The organism is Roseiarcus fermentans, assembly GCF_003315135.1.
Lineage (GTDB): Bacteria > Pseudomonadota > Alphaproteobacteria > Rhizobiales > Beijerinckiaceae > Roseiarcus > Roseiarcus fermentans.
The window spans coordinates 1-20,765 of record NZ_QNRK01000021.1 but is presented as its reverse complement, the minus strand read 5'-3'; the positions used below and the strand labels follow the sequence as shown (position 1 = coordinate 20,765).

The following is a 20,765-nucleotide window of genomic DNA, read 5'->3' as shown; positions in this document are numbered from 1 at the left end:
GGGCGGCGCCCTTTCCGGGCCACGGGTCGAGGGCTCGCGCTCCCCTTGCGCCGGCCGGACGACAACGCGCGTTCGGCGCGGTCGCCGACAGGTTTGGCGCCCGCCAGACCGTCCGGCGTCCCGGATGCCCTTCACGAACAGCCGGAAGGGGTCCAAGCCGCCTTTGACTACGCCTCCGACCGATAGTCCGGCTTGTAGACCTGGCTGCGGATGAACGCGACCATGTCGGCGGGCCGATCGACGCGCGCCAGACCCAGATCGAACACCAGCTTCGCAACGCGCGCCGCAGTCTGGATCTCGGTCTCGAGAATGTTCGCCTGGAGCGGGTAAAGCAGGCCCTGTTTCAGCAACTCGGGCGGCACCTGGTCCGCGACCGCGCTCGCCGCCTCGATGAACATCTCGTCGGTGACGCGTTTCGCCTGCGTGGCGAACACCGCCATGCCGATGGCCGGGAAGATGTAGAAGTTATTGGCCTGGCCCGGCAGGAACGTCTGGCCGGCGAGATGGACCGGCGGGAACGGGACGCCGGCGGCATAGATCGCCTTGCCCTTTGACCAGCCGTAGGCCTGCTCGGCCGTGCATTCGGCGTGTTCGGTCGGGTTGGAAAGGGCGAGGACCACCGGGCGCTCATTGATCTTGGCGATGGCCTCGATCACTTTCTGGGTGAAAGCGCCGCCAATCGTGCTGACGCCGATGATGGTCGTCGGCTTGATGCTTTCGATCGCGGCGACGAAATCGCGGGTCGGCGCGTGCTTGTGCGCATAGGGGATCTGGAAGTCGACCAGATCGGTGCGCGTTGATTCCAGGAGACCGTTGAGGTCGAACATATGGACGCGGGACTGCGCCTCCGTCAGCGTCATGCCCTGCGCGACCAGCGCGGAACACAACAGGCCCGCGAGACCGATGCCGGCCGAACCGGCGCCAAAAAACAGGTAGGTCTCGTCCCTGAGCTTCGTTCCCTTCAGCTTGGCGGCGCTCAGCATGCCCGCGAGCACGATGCCCGCCGTGCCTTGCACATCGTCATTGTAGACGCAGTACTTGTCGCGATAGCGCTGGAGCAGATGAACAGCGTCGACGCCGGTCCAATCCTCGAAGTGGATGCAGCACTTCGGGAACACCTCCTGCACCGCCTCGACGAACTCGTCCACGAACGAAAAGAGCTCTTCCTTGGACGGGCGCGTCTTGCGCATCCCCAGGTAGAGTGGATCGTGCAGATACTGCTCGTTGTTCGTGCCGGCGTCGAGATACATCGGCATGAGATACTGCGGCGGGACGCCGGCGCATGCGGTGTACAGCTGCAGCTTTCCGATCGGGATGCCGGCGCCGTTGGCGCCGAGGTCGCCAAGACCGAGAATGCGGCCGCCGTCGGTGACGCAGATGAACCGGACATCCTTCTGCGGCCAGTTCTCGAGGACCTCCTTGACCTTGCCGCGTCGATTCATCGACAGATACATGCCGCGCGCCTGCCGATAGATATGACCGAACTTGAGGCAGGCCTCGCCGATGGTCGGATCGTAGACGATCGGCAGAAAGTGCGCCGGATCGGACATGACGACCCGATAGAACAGCGTCTCGCTATGGTCCAGCAGGTTGACGAGATAGATGTAGCGGTCGAGATCGGTGGTCTTGTGGCCGAGCTGCATCGTCACCCGGCTCATTTGCTGATCCAACGTCTCGGTCACGTCGGGAACCAGGCCGACGAGTCCGAGCGCCTGCTTTTCAGCTTCGCTGAAGGCGGTCGATTTGTTGAAGGTCGGGTCCCAGAGGGCCTCAATTCCATGCCTTGCCGTCGTCATGATCGTCTCTCCATTTTGTTGCTTGCCGGGTTCATCCATGCTGACGTTCGGGCTGCTTGTTCGGCGCCGCTTCCGGTTGGGTGACGCTGGGGCGGACCATTTTGGCGGGATCGACGACGCGGTCGAATTCCGCCTCGGTGACAAATCCGAGCTGCAACGCGGCGGCCTTCAGCGTCAGATCATGGTCCATCGCGAAGTGCGCGATTTCAGAGGCCTTGTCGTAGCCGATGACGGGCGAAAGCGCTGTCACCAGCATCAGCGAGCGCTCGACGTATTCGTTGATCTTCTTGAGATTGGGTTTGGTTCCCTCGATCAGGAACTTGCGGAAGTTGGTGCAGCTGTCGCTGAGGATCGTGATCGACTGGGCGATGTTGAAGATCATCAGCGGCTTGTAGACATTCATCTCGAGATAGCCGCCGGCGCCGCCGAAGCCGACCGCAACATCGTTCGCCATCACCTGGACGGAAACCATCGTCAGCGCTTCGCACTGCGTGGGATTGACCTTTCCCGGCATGATCGAGGAGCCCGGCTCGTTCTCCGGAATCGTCAATTCCGCGAAGCCGGCGCGAGGCCCGCACGACATGAGGCGAATGTCGTTGGCGATCTTGTAGAGCGAGACGGCGAGGGTGCGCAGCGTTCCCGAAAGCTGCACCAATGCGTCGTGCGCGCCCTGAACGGCGAATTTGTTCGGCGCGGTGACGAACGGCAGCCCGGTCAGCCGCGCGATCTCGGCCGCGGCCGCTTCGGCGAAGCCCGGCGCCGAATTGATGCCGGTGCCGACAGCGGTGCCGCCCAGCGCAAGGCGATACACCCCCTTGAGCGAATCCTCGATGCGCTCCAGGTTGTCCGTCAACATTCCCGCATAGCCCGACCACTCCTGGCCGAGCGTCAGCGGCGTGGCGTCCTGCATGTGCGTGCGCCCGATCTTGATGACGCCGTCCCACGCTGTCGCGTTTTTCTGGATGGCGTCGCGAAGCGCGGCGACCGCCGGGACGAGACGGGTTTTCGCGTTGACGGCGGCCGCGATGCACATGGCGGAGGGGAACGAGTCGTTCGACGACTGCGCCATGTTGACGTGATCGTTGGGGTGAACCGGCGCCTTGCCGCCGAGCGGCGTTCCGGCGACCTGACAGCAGCGATTCGAGATCACTTCGTTCATATTCATGTTGAACTGTGTACCGCTGCCGGTCATCCAGACGTGCAGCGGAAACATATCGTGGTGTTGACCGGAGAGGATTTCGTCGCACACCTGAACAATCAGAGTGAACGGACGCTCGTCGAGCCGTTTGCCGTCATGGTTGGCGATCGCCGCCGCCTTCTTCAAGGTCGCATAGGCGGTGATCATCTCCCTCGGAATGAGATCATGACCAATGCTGAAATGTTCGAGCGAGCGCTGGGTTTGCGCGCCCCAGAGCCTGTCTGCAGCGACGTCGACAACACCAAGACTATCGGTCTCTTTCCTGATGGGAATCACTTGACGTCTCCTCGCTGGCGAACATGGGCGCCGGCCGTTCGAGTGCTTCGATAGGCGCCGAACCGGATTGGTTAATCGTGCCGCGGTTATTCCGCCGACTGCACAGGTCGATTTCGGCTTCCGTAACTCGACCCTCAGATTTTATTGCGGCGAACAAAAGTTCATTTCGTCCACGACGACATCAAAATTGTCGCGCTCGGAGCGGAGGACCAAGGGCAAGCCACTAGACACGCTTGGGTTGGAAACGGAAGCCTCAGAATCTACCTGCGCTACAATTGACGCCAACACTACACGTCCGGCCACTCCTTGCGAGGCCGACTCCTGGCGGGGTCTTAAGCCTGCCTCATCCTCGGCCGATGTTAGCGTCTGTCCGATCAGACGTTGGCCTTTGCGACTCGTTTCTGATTCACGTGAGCGCCGGACAAGGGAGTCCAAGATCCGCCGGGATGCGACGCTGGCAGGAAGCGGCAAGACGCGTCACATTGCCGTCGACACGCAGGGCCGAGCGCAGGCTTTCGTCATCCTGCCGAAGCGGCGGGTCGGCGAGAGACCGTCGGCGCAGCATGAACGACGCCGAAGGCGGGCAAACCCTCAATAGCAAGGCGCTTGTGTTTGTGCGCCTTGCCTGCGTCAGGCTTAAGTTGAGAGGGTCAGGCGATCCCGTATGAACGCTTAAGACGGACTCTTGTGCGCCCGGTCGCGCCGCCGCTCCGAGCCGATCAACGGGCTACCGGAAGGAAGTCAAAAGCCGTCGCCGGTTTGAATCGCGCCGATGTCTCGCCGGCGTAGAATTCTCCGGAGTCGACGTTCAACGTCTCGGTCGGCTGTCCCGCCGCCAGGTTCAGCTTCGACATGTCGACCCAGAAGATGTTCGGACTCGACGTCGATTCGAAGTAGTACTGGCGGCTCTTCTGGTCGGAGACCGTCCGCCACAATGTCGGAGCGATATTGGGCGAGCCGGGCTTGGTCACGCCCATCGGCACGGACACGTCCCGGATGATGCTGAACATGGCGGCGACGGATTTCAGCGGGTCGGAGGTCTGCGGCGCCTGGCTGAGATAGTAGCTCGCGCGGACAAAGCGGTCGGCCGGCCGGTCCGTTCCCGGAAGCATCGCTGCGCCGCCGATGTCTTTCCAGTAGGCGTCGAGCGCGAGCTGCTGATCGAAGGCAGGCTCGTTGGTCATCACTGCGTAGAGCTTGCTGTGATGCACGACGAGTTTGCCGTGGATATATTCGAAAATGGCCGAGTCGCCCGAGGCGTCCGATATCGCCAGATGCATGGTCGGCGCATAACCGCCCGGCATGGCTGGCGGAAGAACCTGGAAAGGCGCCGCTTCGAGTCCCGCGACGGCCTCGTCGACCGTGGCGTAGGTGTCGAGGACATATTGTGGCCAACCCGCGATCGACAGGGCGCGTTTCGCCGGATCGGGGATCGAATACTCGGCTGACGAGAGATAGAGCAGACTGGCGACGAGGCCTTTTTCGTTCATTCCGTCCGTCGTTGCAGCGTCATAGGCGGCTGTGACCACGCTGCCGTATTTGGACGTCCAGGTCAGCGAGTTTCGACCGTCCGCGCCATTGCGCTCCAGACCTTCCGGGAAGACCCAGAGATTGGAGTGAAGCGGGACCATCCAGTCCATCGACCGACCGGTCAGGACCGTATTGTCCGGGCCGATATAGGTCACCCGCGAGCAGGCGAGGACGGGAGACGAGGCGATGAGACTGGCAGCGGCCGTGGCCGCCAGGCGTGATTGGATCGACATTGCTATCTCCTGGGCCTCGTCGGAACGCCGCGCGCATTGGCGAGTCTCCGCGGCTGGCTGTGTAGAGGAACAGGGTGTGAGACAGCGCCTCTCGACGGTAGCCTCGGAATCTACCCATTTCGTCCCGAAGACGATCGGCGTTGCGCAGCGCACCCCGCCTGCTGGATCGAAGCCGCCTCTTTTTTGCGCCGGCCTGAGGTTGCGCGGGGATTGCGGCGGGCGCTTCCCTCCTCCCGGGCAGAACCGCGCCGCGCTATAGGAACTTCCGCCGCGCCGTGGTAGGCAGCCGCGCCATGCACGCGGCGGCCGAGTCCCCGCGCACCCGAAGAGGATCATGGCGATGGCGGATGGGATGAGCGGCTTCCCCGAGGGTCTGGCGTTCGACGACGTCCTCCTGAGGCCCGGCCATTCGACCGTGATGCCGAGCGGCGTCAGCATCGCCGCCCGCCTCACCCGTACGATCCCGCTCAACCTGCCGATCGTCTCATCGGCCATGGACACGGTGACCGAGGCCCGTCTCGCCATCGCCATGGCGCAGGAGGGCGGCATCGGCGTCATTCACCGCAACCTCGACCCCGCCGACCAGGCCGAGGAGGTTCGCAAAGTCAAGCGGTTCGAGAGCGGCATGGTGATCGACCCGATCACCATTTTCCCCGACGCGACTCTCGCCGACGCGCTCGCCGTCATGCGGCGCGCCTCCATCTCGGGCATTCCGGTGGTCGAGCCCGGCCCGGACGGCAAGCCCGGCAAGCTGATCGGCATCCTCACCAACCGCGACGTGCGCTTCGCCGAGGATCCGCGCCAGCCGGTGACCGAACTGATGACCCGTAAGGTGATCACGGTCGGCGAGGGGGTCACCCGCGACGAGGCGCGCCGCCTGCTGCACCACCACCGGATCGAGAAGCTGGTGGTGGTCGACGGGGCGGGCCGCTGCGTCGGCCTCGTCACCGTCAAGGACATCGAAAAGGCGACCGCCCATCCCAACGCCGCCAAGGACCTGGATGGCCGGCTCAGGGTGGCGGCCGCGACCACGGTGGGCGACAAGGGCTTCGCCCGGGCGGAGCTCCTGATGGCGGCCGGCGTCGACTGCCTCGTCGTCGACACTGCGCACGGGCATTCCGAGCACGTGCTCGAACAGGTCCGCCGCATCCAGCGCGCCACCAACAAGGTCGCGGTGATCGCCGGCAACGTCGCCACCCGCGAGGGCGCCCAGGCGCTGATCGACGCGGGCGCGGACGCGATCAAGGTCGGCATCGGGCCGGGGTCGATCTGCACCACCCGGATCGTGGCCGGCGTCGGCGTGCCGCAACTGACCGCCATCCTCGAGGCGGCCGAGGCGGGTAGGGCCGCGGGCGTGCCGGTGATCGCCGACGGCGGCATCAAGTATTCCGGCGACCTCGCCAAGGCGATCGCCGGCGGGGCGGATTGCGTGATGATCGGCTCGCTGCTCGCCGGCACCGACGAGAGCCCGGGCGAGGTGTTCCTCTACCAGGGCCGCTCGTACAAGAGCTACCGCGGCATGGGCTCGATCGCCGCGATGGGGCGGGGCTCGGCCGACCGCTATTTCCAGCAGGACGTGAAGGACCAGATGAAGCTGGTGCCCGAGGGCGTCGAGGGCCAGGTTCCCTACCGCGGCCCGGTCGGGGCGATCCTGCACCAGCTCGCGGGCGGCTTGCGCGCCGCCATGGGCTACGTCGGCGCCGAGACCATCCCGGTGTTCCAGAAGAAGGCGCGGTTCATGCGCATCACCAACGCGGGCTTGCGCGAAAGCCACGTCCACGACGTCGCGATCACCCGCGAGAGCCCGAACTATCATCCGACGGGGGTTTAGGACGGCCTCCAAACAAGCCGCCGGGGCGGCGGCGCCGGTCACCGGCGCCCCGGCTCGCGCTCCGGGTTGGCCCTGAAGCCGACGTAGCCGTCGGCGTCGTCGTACAGGTAGCTGTACGCGTTGAAGAAGTGATAGCCTGTGTTGACGAAGCCCTCGGGTCTTTCGTTGAGGACGGTGACCCATTCCGGGGCCGCGGCGTCGGGGTCCGGGAGCCCGTCCCGGCCGATGGCCACGTCGTAAACGAGCGCAGGCGCGGAAGGGTCGCCGAAGGCGACGCGGATCCTCGTCCCCGCCGCGGCGCAAGGCTTGAATCGCACGCAGGCGAGGGGCGCCTCCGCCTCCGGCACGGTGCGGACGTCCGCGCCGGGCGGCGGCCTCAGATACATGTACCGGATGCCGGTGTCGTTCAGGACCGTCGCCGGGCCGGAGACGCCGTTCACCGTGATCGTCGCGCGGATCGGTCTCCAGTCGCCGCCGGCTTCGTCCCGCTCGAGCGCCGCGAAGCGGAAGCCCGCCGTGTTGTCGCGGGTGAGACCGAGCGTCACGCCGTGCGGCGTGATCACGTAGCCCCTGGCCGCGAGCGTCACGGGTCGGCCGTTGATGCTGACGACGTTGAGGAACGGATTGGTCGGCGGCGCGCCCTCCGGCTGCCCGGCGCCCTCCTGTCCGAAGCCCACTCCGAACATGGCGACGTGGGCCGCGTTCCCGTGCGGGACGCAGGCGCGGGCGCGCGGCCTGCAGCCCTGGCGGTCGACCACGAGCGCCGGGACCCGCAGGACGGCGGTCGCGGCGCCGGACCCGATGGCGAGCGCCGCATCGTAGAAGGAGCCGCTGAGGACGACGCCGCTGCTCGTGTAGACGATGTGTCCGGGCCGGAGCGCCGGGGCGCCCGGCGGCGGGCTCCAGACGTCCCTCGACACCACGACGCCCTGCGAGCCGGTGTCCATGATGAAGGCGGTCGCCCTGCCGCCGTCGAACCGCACGAGAATCCTCGGCGACCCCGTCAGCGGGCCGCCGTCCGGGGCGGCGTTGGCGAAGGGGATGGCGACGCTGTCGGTTCCGAGCGTGAGCCCCGCCGGAGGGGCCTCGGCGGCGGCCGCCGGAAGGCTTGCCGCACAGAGGGCCAGAAGAGCCGGGAAGGGGCGGATCATGGGGCCGCCGTTGTCGCGAGGGAGCGCCGGGCGCGGACGGTCCGGCGCAGGATCGGGAAACGCCGCGCGACCGGATCGCGCGGTGGACGAGTCTTACAGGCAGCGCATCCTTCCGTCGGGCATCCGGGTCGCCGTATGGCCGCGGGTCCGCAAGCAATAGTCCTCGTTCTGGCCGCCGCGCACGCACACGCCCGCCGCATTGCGGTGGAAGTTCCTGCCGCATCCGCCCAGCGCGAACGCCGGCGTCAACGCGGACACGATGGCCGCGGCGATCACCGCGCCCAGGATTCCGGACTGCACCCTCTTCATGAACACCTCCCTTGGACCACGCCGGCCGCGACGCGGCCTGCCACCGGAGGGCGAAACAAAGGCGCCAGCCAGTCAAACTTGCTACCTCACAATTCCGCGCCGCGCCAGTCGCTGTCGCCGTTGATAATTTCCCTGGTTTGGCGCTGGCCTGCCGGCCCCGCGGGCTCGCTCGCGGCCGGCGCCGGGAATCCGCGGCCGAAGGCGGTGCGAAAGGGCGTTCGCGTCTTGGAAGGGCCGGGTCCGACAGGAGCCCCGTCGCCGCGATCGGCTGGGACTCGCCGGCCGCTTCGCGGATTGGGCGCTCGCGGAAGACGCCTCTGCGTCTCGACCGCTTCAACGACCAACTCGCCCTCTATGCCCGCTTCAGCGCCCCAGAAGTGTGGATCGTCGACCTTCCGGGCCTCGCCGTCGAGGTCTACCGGACTCCGGACGGCGACGCCTACCGGGACCGCGACAGACCCGCAGCCGGGCGGCTTGCCCCGGCGCGCGCGCCCGACCTCGCGATCGACGTCGCAGCGCTGCTCGCGTGAGCCGACCGCCGCCGGGCTCCGGGCGCCGTCCGACCCGTCTCCGCCGGAACGGCCGAGACGGCCGGCCGCCTCCGCGTCAGCCCAGCCGGCCCGAAGCGTGGGCCAGGATGGTGTAGACCTTGCCCGTGTTCGACAGGAGGTAGGTCCGCCACTGCGACCCGTCGCGGTCGTTCTGCCCGACCTTGGTCAGCAGCCGTTCGAACTCCAGGACGTAGCGGTTGACGGTCTCGCGGAACTGCTGGTCGCTGTGATAGCGGCGGCGGATCTCGTCGAAGGCCTGCTGGCCCGCCTCGGTGTAGAGGCGGCGCGACACCGCGGAGGCGTCGCCGCGGCGCCAGCGGTCCCAGGCGTCGGCGGCGGCGGGGCCGTCGACGAGACCGGCGATGCTCTGCGTCAGGTCCTCCAGCGTCTCCGGCGCGTGCGCCGGCGGGGCGGGCGGCTCGTCGCGCGAAGCCGCCGCCAGCAGGCTCGACAGCCAGCCCGATTGCGACCGGTCGCTCGACGGCGCGGGCTGCGGCGCGTGCGGCGCCGGCCAGCCGCCGCCGAGGCCGAGGCCGCGACTGGCCGACGGCTCCGGCGCCGCGGCGGGCGCGGGCGGGATGATGATCGGCTCGACCTGCGGGGCCGCGATCGGTTCGCCGGCGCGGGCGACGACGGCCTCGCGGGGCGGGGCGGGTTCGACGCGCCGCGGCTGGTGGGCCTCGACCGCGCGCGACACGCTCTGCGTCGCGTAGCGCGACGAGCCGCCCGACACCGCCACCGCCTGCGTCGCGACCTGCGCCGCGGGCTCGGCGACGTCGAAGTCGACGCCGGACTCGCTGACCAGCGAGGCCAGCTCCTTGAGCGCGCGGATCTGGTCGGACACCACGCGACGCATCGCCTCGGCCGTCTCGGTCGTCTCCTGCGGCAGTTCGAGCACGCCGCGGCGCAGCTCCTGCCGGGTCGCGTCGAGCTCGCGCTGAACCTGGCTCGCCATCTCCTTGACCTCCGCCACCGACTTGCGGAACCGCTCGGCCGACTGGTCGAGCGCCTCCGACAGGTGAGCGTTGGTCTGCTCGATCGCCGCCTGCAGGCTCTGCGTGGTCTTCTCGCGCTCCTTGGCGGCGGCGTCGCGGATCGACTCGAACTGTCCCGCGACCGCGACCGACGCCCCGCGCGACGCGGAGGCGAGCGTCTGGCTGATCTCCTGGGCCCGCGCCTGGGCGCGGCCGAAGCTGTCCTCGACGGTGGTCGCGAACCGTTCCAGCACCGCGTCGAACGCCGAACTCCGCTCCGAAAGTTCACCGAGCAGCTTCTGGATGCCGCTCTGCCGCGCCTGGAAGGCGGCGTCGACTGTCTGCTGCTGCGCCGTGAGTTCCTCCGCCGTGGCGGTGAGCTGCTCGACCTGGTCGGCGAGCTGCCTTGCGAGCGTCCCGGCGTCGGCCTGGGTGGTCGAGCTGAGACGCCCGAGCGTCGCCACCTGGGAGGCGATCCCGCCGAGCGCGCGCTGGAACTCTTCGACCCGGGCGGCGAGGCCGCCCTGGACGGCCGTCAGCCGCTGCCCGGCTTCGGCGACGCTCTCGTCGATCGCCGCGCTGGTCCGGCCGAGATTGGCGAGGACGTCGGTCAGCTCGTCGCGCAGCCGGTCGCCGGTGCCCGAGAGGGAATCGACCGACAGATCGGCGCTGACCGAGACGGCGTTGCGCAGCGCGGCGCCCGAGGCTTCGACCTGCTCGGTCATCCGCTTCAGGAGGCCCTCGATCGTTTCGCTCGAACGCTGCGCGGTCTCCTCCGCCACGCTGCGCAGAGCCTCGCTCGAGGCGAGCACTTCCGCCCGCACCTGGCCCGCGAGCGCGCCGAGCGCGCGCACCGGATCGGCCGCCGCGCCGTTGACCGCGGCGATGAGATCGTCGGCGCGACGGGTGAGCAACGTCGCGAGCCCGGCCATCTGCTGGTCGAGGGCGTGGACCGTCCGCTCGCCGACTTCGGCGATCTGGCTGGAGACGCCCTCGCCGCGGTCGCCGAGCGCGGCCACCACGCGGTCGAGCGCCTCCGCCGCCCGCTCGCCCGCCAGCGCGATCTGGCTGGACACCTGCTGGCCGCGGCCGCCGAGCGCTCCGACGACCTGATCGAGCGCTTGCGCCGCCTGTTCGCCGGCGACCACGATCTCGCCCGACACGCCCTGGCTGCGCGAGAAGAACGCCGCGGCCGCCTGGTCGAGCGATTGCGCCGCCCGCTCGCCGGCGACCGAGATCAGGCTGGACACGTCCTCGCCGCGGCCGGCGAGGGCGGCCATGACCTGGTCGAGCGCCTGCGCCGCGCGCTCGCCCGCCGCCACGATTTCGCCCGAGACGCCCTGGCCGCGATCCCCGAGCGTCGCGACGACCTGCTGCAGCGCCTGCGCCGCGTGCTCGCCCACCACCGCGATCTCGCCCGACAGGCTCTGGCCGCGCAAGGCGAACGCGGTGGCGGCCTGTTCGAGCGAATAGGCCGCGCGGTCTCCCGCGACGGCGATCTGGTTCGACACGTCCTGGCCGCGCTCGCCGAGCTGGGCTGCGACCCGGTCGAGCGATTGCGCCGCCCGCTCGCCCGCCGACACGATCTCGCCCGAAAGGCCCCGGCTGCGGTCGCCGAGCGTGGCGACGACCTGTTCCAGGGCCTGCGCCGCCTGCTCCCCGGTGATGGCGATCGCGCTGGAAAGGCCCTGGCTGCGCGAGGCGAAGGCCGCGGCGGCCTCGTCGAGCGACTGGGCCGCGCGCTCGCCGGCGACCGCGATCTGGGTCGACACGTCCTGTCCGCGTTCGCCGAGCGCGCCGAGAACCCGGTCGAGCGATTGCGCCGCGCGCTCGCCCGCCACGACGATCTCGCTGGAAAGGTCCTGGGTGCGGCTGCCCAGCGTCGAGGCGACCTGATCGAGCGACTGCGCCGCCAGCGCTCCGGCGGCGGAAATGCGGCTCGACACGTCCTCGCCGCGCTCGCCGAGCGCCGCGACGACCCGCTCGAGCGAGTGGGCGGCGCGCTCGCCCGCCGACACGATCTCGCTGGAGAGGCCCTGGGCGCGGTCGCCGAGCGTCGCGGCGACGAGGTCGAGCGACTGCGACGCCAGCTCTCCGGCGGTGGAAATGCGGCTGGACACGTCCTCGCCGCGCTCGCCGAGCGCCGCGACGACCTCGTCGAGCGAGCGGGCGGCGCGCTCGCCCGCCGACACGATCTCGCTGGAAAGGCCCTGGGCGCGGTCGCCGAGCGTCGCGGCGACGCGGTCGAGCGACTGCGACGCCAGTGCTCCAGCGGCGGAAATGCGGCTGGACACGTCCTCGCCGCGCTCGCCGAGCGCCGCGACGACCTGGTCGAGCGACCGCGACGCCAGCGCTCCGGCGGCGGAAATGCGGCTCGACACGTCCTCGCCGCGCTCGCCCAGCGCCGCGACGACCTGGTCGAGCGACTGCGACGTCAGCGCTCCGACGGCGGAGATGCGGCTGGACACGTCCTCGCCGCGTTCGCCGAGCGCCGCCACCACCTGCTCGAGCGAGCGGGCCGCGCGCTCGCCCGCCGACACGATCTCGCTGGAAAGGCCTTGTGTGCGGTCGCCCAGCGTCGCGGCGACGAGGTCGAGCGACTGCGCCGCGCGCTCGCCCGCCGTGGAAATGCGGTTCGACACATCGTCGCCGCGCTCGCCGAGCGCCGCGACGACCTGCTCGAGCGAACGGGCGGCGCGATCGCCGACCTCGGCGATCTGGCCGGACACCGACTGCCCGCGCTCGCCGAACTCGGCCGACAGCTGGTCCAGCGCGCGCAGGGCCAGCTCCGCCGCGCTGGCGATCTGGCCGGACACGACGAGGCCCTGGCCGGCGGCGGCGCCCGACGCTTGCTCGAGGGTCTCCGCCGCCCGGCGGCCGGACTCCTCGATCTCCTTCGACACGTCGCGTCCACGGTCGCCGAGCGCGATCGCGACACGCTCGAGCGTCTGCACGGCGCGGGCGCCGGCGCCGGCGATCTGGCCGGAAACGTCGTCCGCCTTCTCGGCGAGCGCCGTCACCAGCTCGGTCCCGCGTCCGTCGATGACGCGCTGAAGCTCTTCGACGCGGGTTCCGATCGCGGTCGCGAGCTCGCCGCTGCGCGCGGCGAAGCCCGCGTCGGCGTCGGCGGCGGTCCGCGCCAGCGCGCTGGTCATCGCTTCGATCCGCGCCGCGAGCCGGCCGTCGATCGCGCCGGCGCTGCGGTCGGCCGCCTCTGCGAGGTCGCCGAGCTTCGCGTCGATGACGCGCGCGCCCTCGTCGGCCGCCTGCGCCAGCGCCGCGAGGCGGGCGTTGAGCGATTCCTCGTTTCGCCGCGCCGCCTCTCCGATGAGGCCTCGGTGACGGTCGAACACGACGTCGACCGAGGCGCGATGGCCGTCCAGCGCCGCGCCGAGGTCCGCGCGGTGGGTATCGAACAATTCCGCGACCTTCTGCGCGTGTTCGCCGACCCGGGCCTCGAGGTCGGCGCGATTGGCGTCGAACCGCTGGCCGACGTCCTGCAACGGCTCGACGACCTCGTCCCGGAAGCGCGCGACGCTGGTTCCGAGCGAGCGCGACACTTCGTCGACGCGACCGGTCAGGGTGGCGTTGACCGTCGCGGCGAGGCCGGACAGGTTCTCGGTCAACTCGCCGACGCGCCTCTGCAGGGTCTCGTCGATTTCGGCCGATTTGGCGTGCAGGCTCTGAACGAGCTCCCGTCCGCCCTCGCCGAGCGCCTTCGCCGTTTCCAGCGTGTTGCGGGCGAGCGTCTCCGCCACGGCGCGGCCGCGCTGGGCGAGGCCGTCGTCGATGCGGCCGATCAGGGTTTCGATCGAACCGGCGACCTCGCGCAGCCTGGCGGCGGCGCGCTCGTCGAGAACCTGGAGGCGGCTGTCGAACAAGGCCGCCGTCTCTTCGTTGCGACGGCCGAGCTGCTCGTCGAATGCGCCGCCGCGCTCGACCAGCGTCGTCTCGATGGACGCGAGCTTCGCGGCGAGGTCGTTCGCCAGCGCCTCGGAACGGTCGCCGACCCGGGTGAGAAGCTCGCGGCCGCGCCCGTCGATCGCGCTCTCGAACCGATTCAGGCCGTCGCCGAGCGAGGATTCGATACGGCGGGCGTGCGAGGCGAGGGCGTCGTCGACCGAATTGTAGTGCGCCGTCGAGACGGTCTCGAACTGCCCGAGACGCTGGGCCGACCGCGCCGAAAGATCCTCGAGGTGGGCGCTGAAGCGCTGGTCGAAGTCTTCCCGCCGGGCCCGGAGGGTGGAGTCGATCGACTGGATGTGACCGGCGATCTGGCCGTTCAGTTCGCCCGAGTGGGCGGCGATCCGGTCCACCACGCTGTGTCCGCTCTCGCCCACCAGATTGTCGAGCGCGTCGAGATATTCGCGCATGCGCCCGGTCTGATCCGACAGCGCCTCGACCAGCCGTCCGCCGTTCTGGCTGACGATGGCGTCGAACGACGCCACTTGCTCCTTCAGGGAGTCGTGGATGCCGCCCGCTCCGAGCGCGACGGTGGCCGCCGCCTCGCTGGAGAGCGCGCGGAAACGCTCGTTGACGCGGGACGCCTCCGAGTCGAAACGGGCGAGCGAGGTCTCGGCGACCGTCTCGATCTGCGACTGCGTCGTGACGCCCTGAGCGGAAATCGCCTCCGCCATCCGCCGGGTCGATTCGTCGACCAGCGTCTCCACGACCGCGGTCTGACGATCGATCGCCCCGCGCAGTTCGGCTTCGCGGGCGTCGAACCGCTCCGTCCAGCGCCCGGCCGCCTGGTCGAGCGCCGACGCCGTGGTCTCGGCGCGTTCCTCGAGCAGGGCGGCGAACCGCCGGCTCGAGCCGTCGATCCGGTCGCCGAGCGCCTCGCCCCGCTCGACCACCGTCTGGTGGAGGCGCTCCGAGACGAAGGAGAGCTTGTCGACCAGAGCCTCTCCGTGCACCGACACGGTGTCGCTGAGGCGGATATGGGTGTCGTCGACCCGGTCGATCAGCGCTTGCGCGCGTTCGCCGAAGTCGCGCGACAGGGCTGCAGTCGCGCTGCCGAGAAGGTCGGCCGACGCCTCGCTCTGGGCGCGTAGCGCCGCCACCGTCTCGGCCCCCGTCGCGCTGATGCGCCCGACGATCTCGCTGGCGTGGCCGTCAATCGCCCGGCGCATGAGCGCGGAGGCTTCGGCGAGACTGCCCGAGACGGAGTCTCCCTGCGCGCGCACCGCGTCGGCGGCCTCGCCGAGGCGCGAGGCGACCGCGTCGCCGTGGGCGCGCAGCGCTTCCACGGCGACGGCGCCGCTCGAATCGATCCGGCCGGCGACGGCGTCGATGTGGGCGCTGACGGCGGATGTCGCCAGGTCGGCGGCGTCGGCGAGCCGGCCCGCCACGGTCTCGCCGTGGGCGCGAATGGAATCGAGCAGGTGGTCGTTGCTGGCGAAGATCCGGGCGACGACCGTATCGGCGTGGACGCCGACCGCGTCCTTCGTCCGGTCGGCGGCGTCGGCGAGTTGCGCCGCCACCGCGTCGCCGTGGGAGCGGATGGCCTCGACGACCTGCTCGCTGCTGTCGGAGAGGCGCCCGACGACGTCCTCCGCGTGCGCCCCGAACGCGCCCGACAGGGCGAGGGAGGATTCGATCATCTGGGCGGCGAGATCCCCCTGCCGACTCCGGACCGCGTCGACCGCCTGCGCGGTGGTGGACGTGATCCGGTCGACCACCTCGTCCGCGCCGACGCTGAGAGCCACCGACATCGACGCGGTGGTGTCGGCGAGCCGCGCCGAGACGGTTTCGACATGGTCGCGGATCGCCTGAAGGGCGTCGTCCCCGGTCGCGGCGATGCGGCCGACGATTTCGTCGGCGTGAGTCGCCGCGGCGCTGGATAGGCTGTCGGTCGCCTCGGCGAAGCGGGCGGCCACCTGGTCGCCGCTGCCGACGAGCGCGTCGATCGCCTGGGCGCTGGTCGCGGCGATGCGGCCGACGATCTCGTCGGCGTGAGCCGCCGCCGCGCCGGACAGGCTGTCGGTCGCCTCGACGAAGCGCGCGGCCACCTTGTCGCCATTGCCGGCGAGCGCGTCGATCGCCTGGGCGCTGGTCGCGGCGATGCGGCCGACGATCGCGTCGGCGTGAGTCGAGGCGGCGTTCGAGAGGCCCTCGGTCGCCTCGACGAAGCGCGCGGTCACGCGGTCGCCATTGCCGGCGAGCGCGTCGATCGCCTGGGCGCTGGTCGCGGCGATGCGGCCGACGATCGCGTCGGCGTGGGTCGAGGCGGCGCTCGAGAGGCCGTCGGTCGCCTCGATGAAGCGCGCGGTCACGCGGTCGCCATTGCCGGCGAGCGCATCGATCGCCTGGGCGCTGGTCGCGGCGATGCGGCCGACCACTTCGTCGGCGTGGGCCCCGATCGCGGCGCGGGCCTCGTCCGCCGTCTGCGCCAGTTGCTCCGTCACGCCGCCGCCGCTCGCGCGCAGGGCTTCGACGACGTCGCTGCCGCTCGCGCGCAGACGGTCGACGAGCTCGTCGGAGTGCTCGCCGAGCGCCGCCGCGACCGAAGCCGCCGCGTCGGCGAGTCGGTCCGCGGTCGTTTCGCCATGGCTTCGGATGGCCTCGGTGGCGCGCCCGCTGCTCTCCGCGATGCGGTCCACGAACTCGTCGGCGTAGCCGCCGACCGCGTCGCGCGCCCGTTCCGAAGTCTCGGCGATTCGCGCGACCGTCCGGTCACCGTGCGCGCCGATCGCGTCGACGAGCGCAGTCTGGGAGGCGTTGATGCGCGCGAGCAGGTCGTCCCTGCGCGCGTCCATCCCGGCGACCAGGGTTTCCCCCGCGGCCTTCACCCGGCCGTCGATGTCTCCGACGCGGGCGACGATGTCTTCCGCGGTGCGCCGGCCGGTCTCGCCCAGACGCGCCGCGATGGTGTCGCCGACCCCGGCGATCGACACGGCGAGCTGCGCCCCTTCCGCCACGATCCGTTCCACGGCGGCCGAGCCGGTGCGGTCCATCGAGACCGCGATCTCCTGCGAGGTCGAGCCGAGCGCCGCGGCGAGCCGCTGGCCGGATTCGTTGAGCCGCTCCGTCAGGCGATCCGCCGCGGTGTTCAGCTCTCCCGAGATGCCGCCGTGCGCGTTGGCGATGGCGTCGCGCACGCGGGAGCCGCTCGCCACGATCGCCTCGCGCTGATCGGCCATCTCGGCGATCAGCGAACGGATCTTGCGCTCGTTGTCGGAATAGGAGCGCTCGAGCGTCGACACCTCGGCCTTCACCCGCGTCTCGAGCTCCGACGCCCGGGCGAGCGCGCGCTCGACGCCGTCGCCCATCGAGGTGAGCTCGCGGCGGATCGCCTGCGACAGGGTCGCGACGTGTTCGCCCGCCGACGTCTCCGGCTCGGCGAGGCGCACCGCGACCTGGGAAATCGCCCGCGCCGACCGGCGCAGTTCGCGCATGCGGCGCGCCAGCGCCGCGAAGGCGAAGATGAAGAAGATCGGTCCCAGCGCCGCGAGAAGCAGCAGGGGCGTCTCGGGGCGGACGAGGGTCTCGGCGAGCGGAGCGGAGGCGGCCCGCGGCCAGACGTGCTGATAAGCGTAGAGTCCGCACACGCCCGCCCAGACGAGCGCGGCGAGGATCGCGATCACGGTCGGCGTCCGGCTCTCGCGCGGCGCGTTCAGCGCCTGGAGAATCGCCCCGACCGTCTCGCGGTCGTCGTTGGCGGGGGGCGTGGCGTCGATCGTCGGTCTGGCCTCCGCCTCCGCGGCATGCGCCTGCGCGGGAGCGGCCGACGGCCGCAGCAGCGGCGCCGATTCGGCGGGCTGCGCGCCCGGCTTGAGAATGGGCGCCGGCGGCTTGGCTTTCGCCGCGTCGGGCTTGGCGGCGGCCGGCTGGGCCGGCGCGGCGGACTCCGGCGCCTCGTCGTCCGTCAGATTGAGAGCGCTCTCGATCGCGGACATCGCCGCCGAAACAGGGTCCGTCGCCGGGTTCTGCCTTGCCATAGTGACCGCCTCGCTCAATCGGCGTCGACCGCAACCGGACGACTGACGCGCCAACGCTTTCCCTCTGGCCAGGCTTCGAACGCCAGCGGAAACGCACGCATTAACCACGTCACAGTCTAACGCCGGGCGCCATATATGAAAACTGCGCTGCAGCGTCATCCTTCAAACGTCGTTAACGGTTCATTTGCCATATCTTTTCAAACTATTCGAGCGTGGTTTACGAAAGCCGGCCCGGGTCGGGCCGGACGCGCGCGGCCCTCGGCGTGTGGACAACCCCGACGGGCGCGCCCGAAAACCGGAGGGACAGGGGAATGCCCGCGACGACAACCCCCGGCCCGGGCGACGCGCCCGCGACGTCGGCCGTCCCGCTCGATCTCGACCACCTTCGGCGGCAGTGCCTGGACGACGAGGCCCTGATGCGCGAGCTGTTGGCGTTGTTCCGGATCGAGGCGCCGGCGCTCGCGGCGCGACTGACGGAGGAGTCCCCGTCGGCGGGCGCCGAAATCGCGCACCGGCTGCGCGGCGCGGCGCTCGCGGTCGGCGCGTTCGCGGTCGCGCGGGCGGCGGAAATCCTCGCGGGACCGGGCGGGAGGGACGGCGCGCCGATCGTCGAAATGTCGCAGGCGATCGAAAATCTCGCGCGGGCGGTCGCGCAGGCGGTCGCGGCGATCGATCGCCTGACGCCGTAAGCTTATGAAAAGGCGAGATATTGCCTGCCTTTGGCGGCCGCGCGGCGCGGCGCGCGGTCGCAACGCCTACGCGCCGACGGCGGCCAAGCGCGGGCTTTCGGCGTCGGGGCGCTTGCATTATGAAGGCTCCCGCCCCGTCGAGGGGCCGCGCCGTCCCCCGGCGCGCTTCGCGATTCGAGGATTCCATCGGCCCGATGACAAAAATCACCTTCATTGACGCCACCGGCGAGCCGCGGACCGTCGACGGCCAGGACGGCTCCACGGTGATGGAGACGGCGTTGCGCAATTCGATTCCGGGCATCGAGGCGGAGTGCGGCGGCGCTTGCGCCTGCGCGACCTGCCACGTCTACGTCTCCGACGAATGGACCGAGAAGGTCGGCTCGCCGTCGCAGATGGAAGAGGACATGCTGGACTTCGCCTTCGAGGTCCGGCCGAGTTCGCGGCTCTCGTGCCAGATCAAGGTGAGCCCGGAGCTGGACGGCCTCGTCGTGACGACGCCGGCGAAACAGGGTTGAGGGTTTGAGCTGATGAGCGAGGTTTTTGCGACCGACGTCGCGATCGTGGGCGCCGGCCCGGTCGGGCTGTTCTCGGTGTTCGAGCTGGGGCTGCTCGACATGAAGTGCCACCTGATCGACATTCTGTCGAAGCCCGGCGGCCAGTGCGCCGAACTCTATCCCGAGAAGCCGATCTACGACGTCCCGGGCTATCCGGTCATCAACGGCCAGGAACTGGTCGACAACCTGATGAAGCAGGCGCATCCGTTCGGCCCGACCTTCCATCTCGGCGAGATGGTGGAGCGGCTCGAGACGCTCGGGACCGCCGAACGGCCGCTGTTCCGGGTCCATACCGACGCCGGCAAGGCGATCGAGGCCAAGGTGGTGATCGTCGCCGCCGGGGGCGGATCGTTCATGCCGAAGAAACCGCCGATTCCGGGGCTCGACGCCTTCGAAAACACGAGCGTGTTCTATTCCGTCCGCAAGATGGATCATTTCCGCGGCCGCCGCGTGGTGATCGTCGGCGGCGGCGATTCGGCGCTCGACTGGGCGCTCAACCTGCATCCGATCGCGAGCCGGATCACCCTCATCCACCGTCGCGCCGCCTTCCGCGCCGCGCCCCACTCGGTGAACGCCATGCACGCGCTGGTCGAGAGCGGCCAGCTCGACTTCGTGCTCGGGCAGGTGACCTCGGTGAAGGGCGAGGGCGGGCAGCTTGCGGCGCTCGTCGTGCGCAAGGAGAGCGGCGAGACCGTCGATCTGCCGTGCGACGACATGCTGCCGTTCTTCGGCCTGACGATGAAGCTCGGCCCGATCGGCGAATGGGGGCTGAACCTGCATGAGAACCTGATCCCGACCGACACCGCGCGGTTCGAGACCAGCACCCCCGGGATCTTCGCCGTCGGCGACATCAACACCTATCCCGGAAAGCTCAAGCTGATCCTGTGCGGCTTCCACGAGGCGGCGCTGGCGGCGCAGAAGGCGCACCACTACGTCTATCCCGACAAGAAGCTGGTGTTCCAGTACACGACCTCGTCGACCAATTTGCAGAGGAAGCTCGGGGTGAGCTGACGGGGCGCAGGGCGAGTTGCCGAGCGCTGGTCTCGGGGGCCCGGTGGGTTCTTCAAGACCCGGAGAGGAGGCCGCCGTGCGCGAGGGATTGCTGATCCTGCTCGCGGTCGCGGCGGCGTCGGGTCGGCGTTCGCGGGGACGCCGGACAAGGACAAGCGTTGGCAGGCGCTGATCGCCCGGGCTGAAGCGCATGGCGGGGTCGAGACCGTGCTCGACCGCGGGCGCCGGATGGGTCGTTCATCTCCTTGACCCGCGTCTTCAAGGGGTCGAAGCGGGCGGTGTGCCTGTTCGCCAGGGCGCAAGACAGGACCGTCTGCGTGAATTGGGACACCGGCGAGACGGTTTTCGGCGAGCGCGCCGACCCGACTTCGCCCTGGAAAATCCACGCCTCGCCGCCGCTCGAGCAGGGGGCCGAACCCGCAGCGACCGGGACGGAACCAAGGTCTGGCGCTATGATTGAGCGGCGCGCCGCGCTCGCGGGCCCGGCGTGACCAGGCGGCGGGGGCGCCGCGCACCGGCGTTCGAAGCTTCCGCTCTTTCCTCGTCGCCGCCGACGCGGCGCGCACGCTGATACGCCGACAGCGGACTCGACCGAAGCCGGGGCGGGGCAGGGCGCGGCCTGCTTCGTGTCGATAGCGAATTAAGTTGTCCGGTATTGGTAGCACATCAAATGTCCGCTTCTTCTGGTTTTGTTCTCCTGTGGGCATGTGGGCGAGGCGAAG

General features: G+C 69.9%; 12 protein-coding genes. 6 read left to right on the top strand and 6 right to left on the bottom strand.

Annotated features, from left to right (window positions below; genetic code table 11):
- Positions 1 to 167: 167 nt before the first annotated feature.
- The 3 genes from DFR50_RS18165 to DFR50_RS18155 all read right to left on the bottom strand — a co-directional run bounded on the left by DFR50_RS18165 (position 168) and on the right by DFR50_RS18155 (position 5,033).
- A complete protein-coding gene (locus DFR50_RS18165) occupies positions 168 to 1,835 on the bottom strand; it encodes an NAD-dependent malic enzyme (protein WP_113890684.1) in 1,668 nt (555 codons plus the stop codon).
- Positions 1,828 to 3,270 carry a class II fumarate hydratase gene (gene fumC / locus DFR50_RS18160; RefSeq protein WP_113890683.1) on the bottom strand — a complete coding sequence of 481 codons (1,443 nt, stop codon included), beginning with the start codon at positions 3,268 to 3,270 and terminating at the stop codon, positions 1,828 to 1,830. The genes DFR50_RS18165 and fumC overlap by 8 nt, the downstream gene beginning before the upstream one ends.
- A 719-nt stretch (positions 3,271 to 3,989) precedes the next feature.
- Complete coding sequence (locus tag DFR50_RS18155; RefSeq protein ID WP_113890682.1) at positions 3,990 to 5,033, bottom strand: linear amide C-N hydrolase; 1,044 nt, start codon at positions 5,031 to 5,033, stop codon at positions 3,990 to 3,992.
- A 340-nt stretch (positions 5,034 to 5,373) separates the two neighbouring features.
- Between DFR50_RS18155 and guaB the strand changes: the two genes are divergently transcribed.
- Positions 5,374 to 6,864 (top strand): IMP dehydrogenase, encoded by a 1,491-nt coding sequence (guaB, locus tag DFR50_RS18150; protein ID WP_113890775.1) that lies wholly within the window; start codon positions 5,374 to 5,376, stop codon positions 6,862 to 6,864.
- 38 nt (positions 6,865 to 6,902) lie between these two features.
- Here the strand turns inward: guaB and DFR50_RS18145 are convergent, their stop codons facing one another.
- Positions 6,903 to 8,015, bottom strand: coding sequence for a hypothetical protein (locus DFR50_RS18145; RefSeq protein WP_113890681.1), 1,113 nt, complete (start codon positions 8,013 to 8,015; stop codon positions 6,903 to 6,905).
- 93 nt (positions 8,016 to 8,108) lie between these two features.
- Positions 8,109 to 8,324: a GCG_CRPN prefix-to-repeats domain-containing protein gene (locus DFR50_RS18140; protein ID WP_113890680.1), complete on the bottom strand. Its 216-nt coding sequence runs from the start codon at positions 8,322 to 8,324 to the stop codon at positions 8,109 to 8,111.
- Positions 8,325 to 8,701: 377 nt separating this feature from the next.
- On the opposite strand from DFR50_RS18140, the gene DFR50_RS33475 reads away from it, so the two are divergent.
- Complete coding sequence (locus DFR50_RS33475) at positions 8,702 to 8,854, top strand: hypothetical protein (RefSeq protein ID WP_245427933.1); 153 nt, start codon at positions 8,702 to 8,704, stop codon at positions 8,852 to 8,854.
- 76 nt (positions 8,855 to 8,930) lie between these two features.
- Here DFR50_RS33475 and DFR50_RS18130 read toward each other — a convergent pair whose 3' ends face one another.
- A complete protein-coding gene (locus tag DFR50_RS18130) occupies positions 8,931 to 17,789 on the bottom strand; it encodes an apolipoprotein A-IV repeat region-like domain-containing protein (RefSeq protein WP_170153271.1) in 8,859 nt (2,952 codons plus the stop codon).
- 311 nt (positions 17,790 to 18,100) lie between these two features.
- On the opposite strand from DFR50_RS18130, the gene DFR50_RS18125 reads away from it, so the two are divergent.
- From DFR50_RS18125 to DFR50_RS18110, 4 genes are all read left to right on the top strand, one after another.
- The gene (locus tag DFR50_RS18125) at positions 18,101 to 18,478 is read left to right on the top strand and encodes an Hpt domain-containing protein (RefSeq protein WP_113890677.1); all 378 of its coding nucleotides are present in this window, start codon (positions 18,101 to 18,103) and stop codon (positions 18,476 to 18,478) included.
- 194 nt (positions 18,479 to 18,672) lie between these two features.
- Positions 18,673 to 18,993, top strand: coding sequence for a 2Fe-2S iron-sulfur cluster-binding protein (locus DFR50_RS18120; RefSeq protein WP_113890676.1), 321 nt, complete (start codon positions 18,673 to 18,675; stop codon positions 18,991 to 18,993).
- Between the two features lie 12 nt (positions 18,994 to 19,005).
- Positions 19,006 to 20,043 carry an NAD(P)/FAD-dependent oxidoreductase gene (locus DFR50_RS18115; protein WP_113890675.1) on the top strand — a complete coding sequence of 346 codons (1,038 nt, stop codon included), beginning with the start codon at positions 19,006 to 19,008 and terminating at the stop codon, positions 20,041 to 20,043.
- 245 nt (positions 20,044 to 20,288) lie between these two features.
- Positions 20,289 to 20,534, top strand: coding sequence for a hypothetical protein (locus DFR50_RS18110; RefSeq protein ID WP_113890674.1), 246 nt, complete (start codon positions 20,289 to 20,291; stop codon positions 20,532 to 20,534).
- Positions 20,535 to 20,765: the final 231 nt, after the last annotated feature.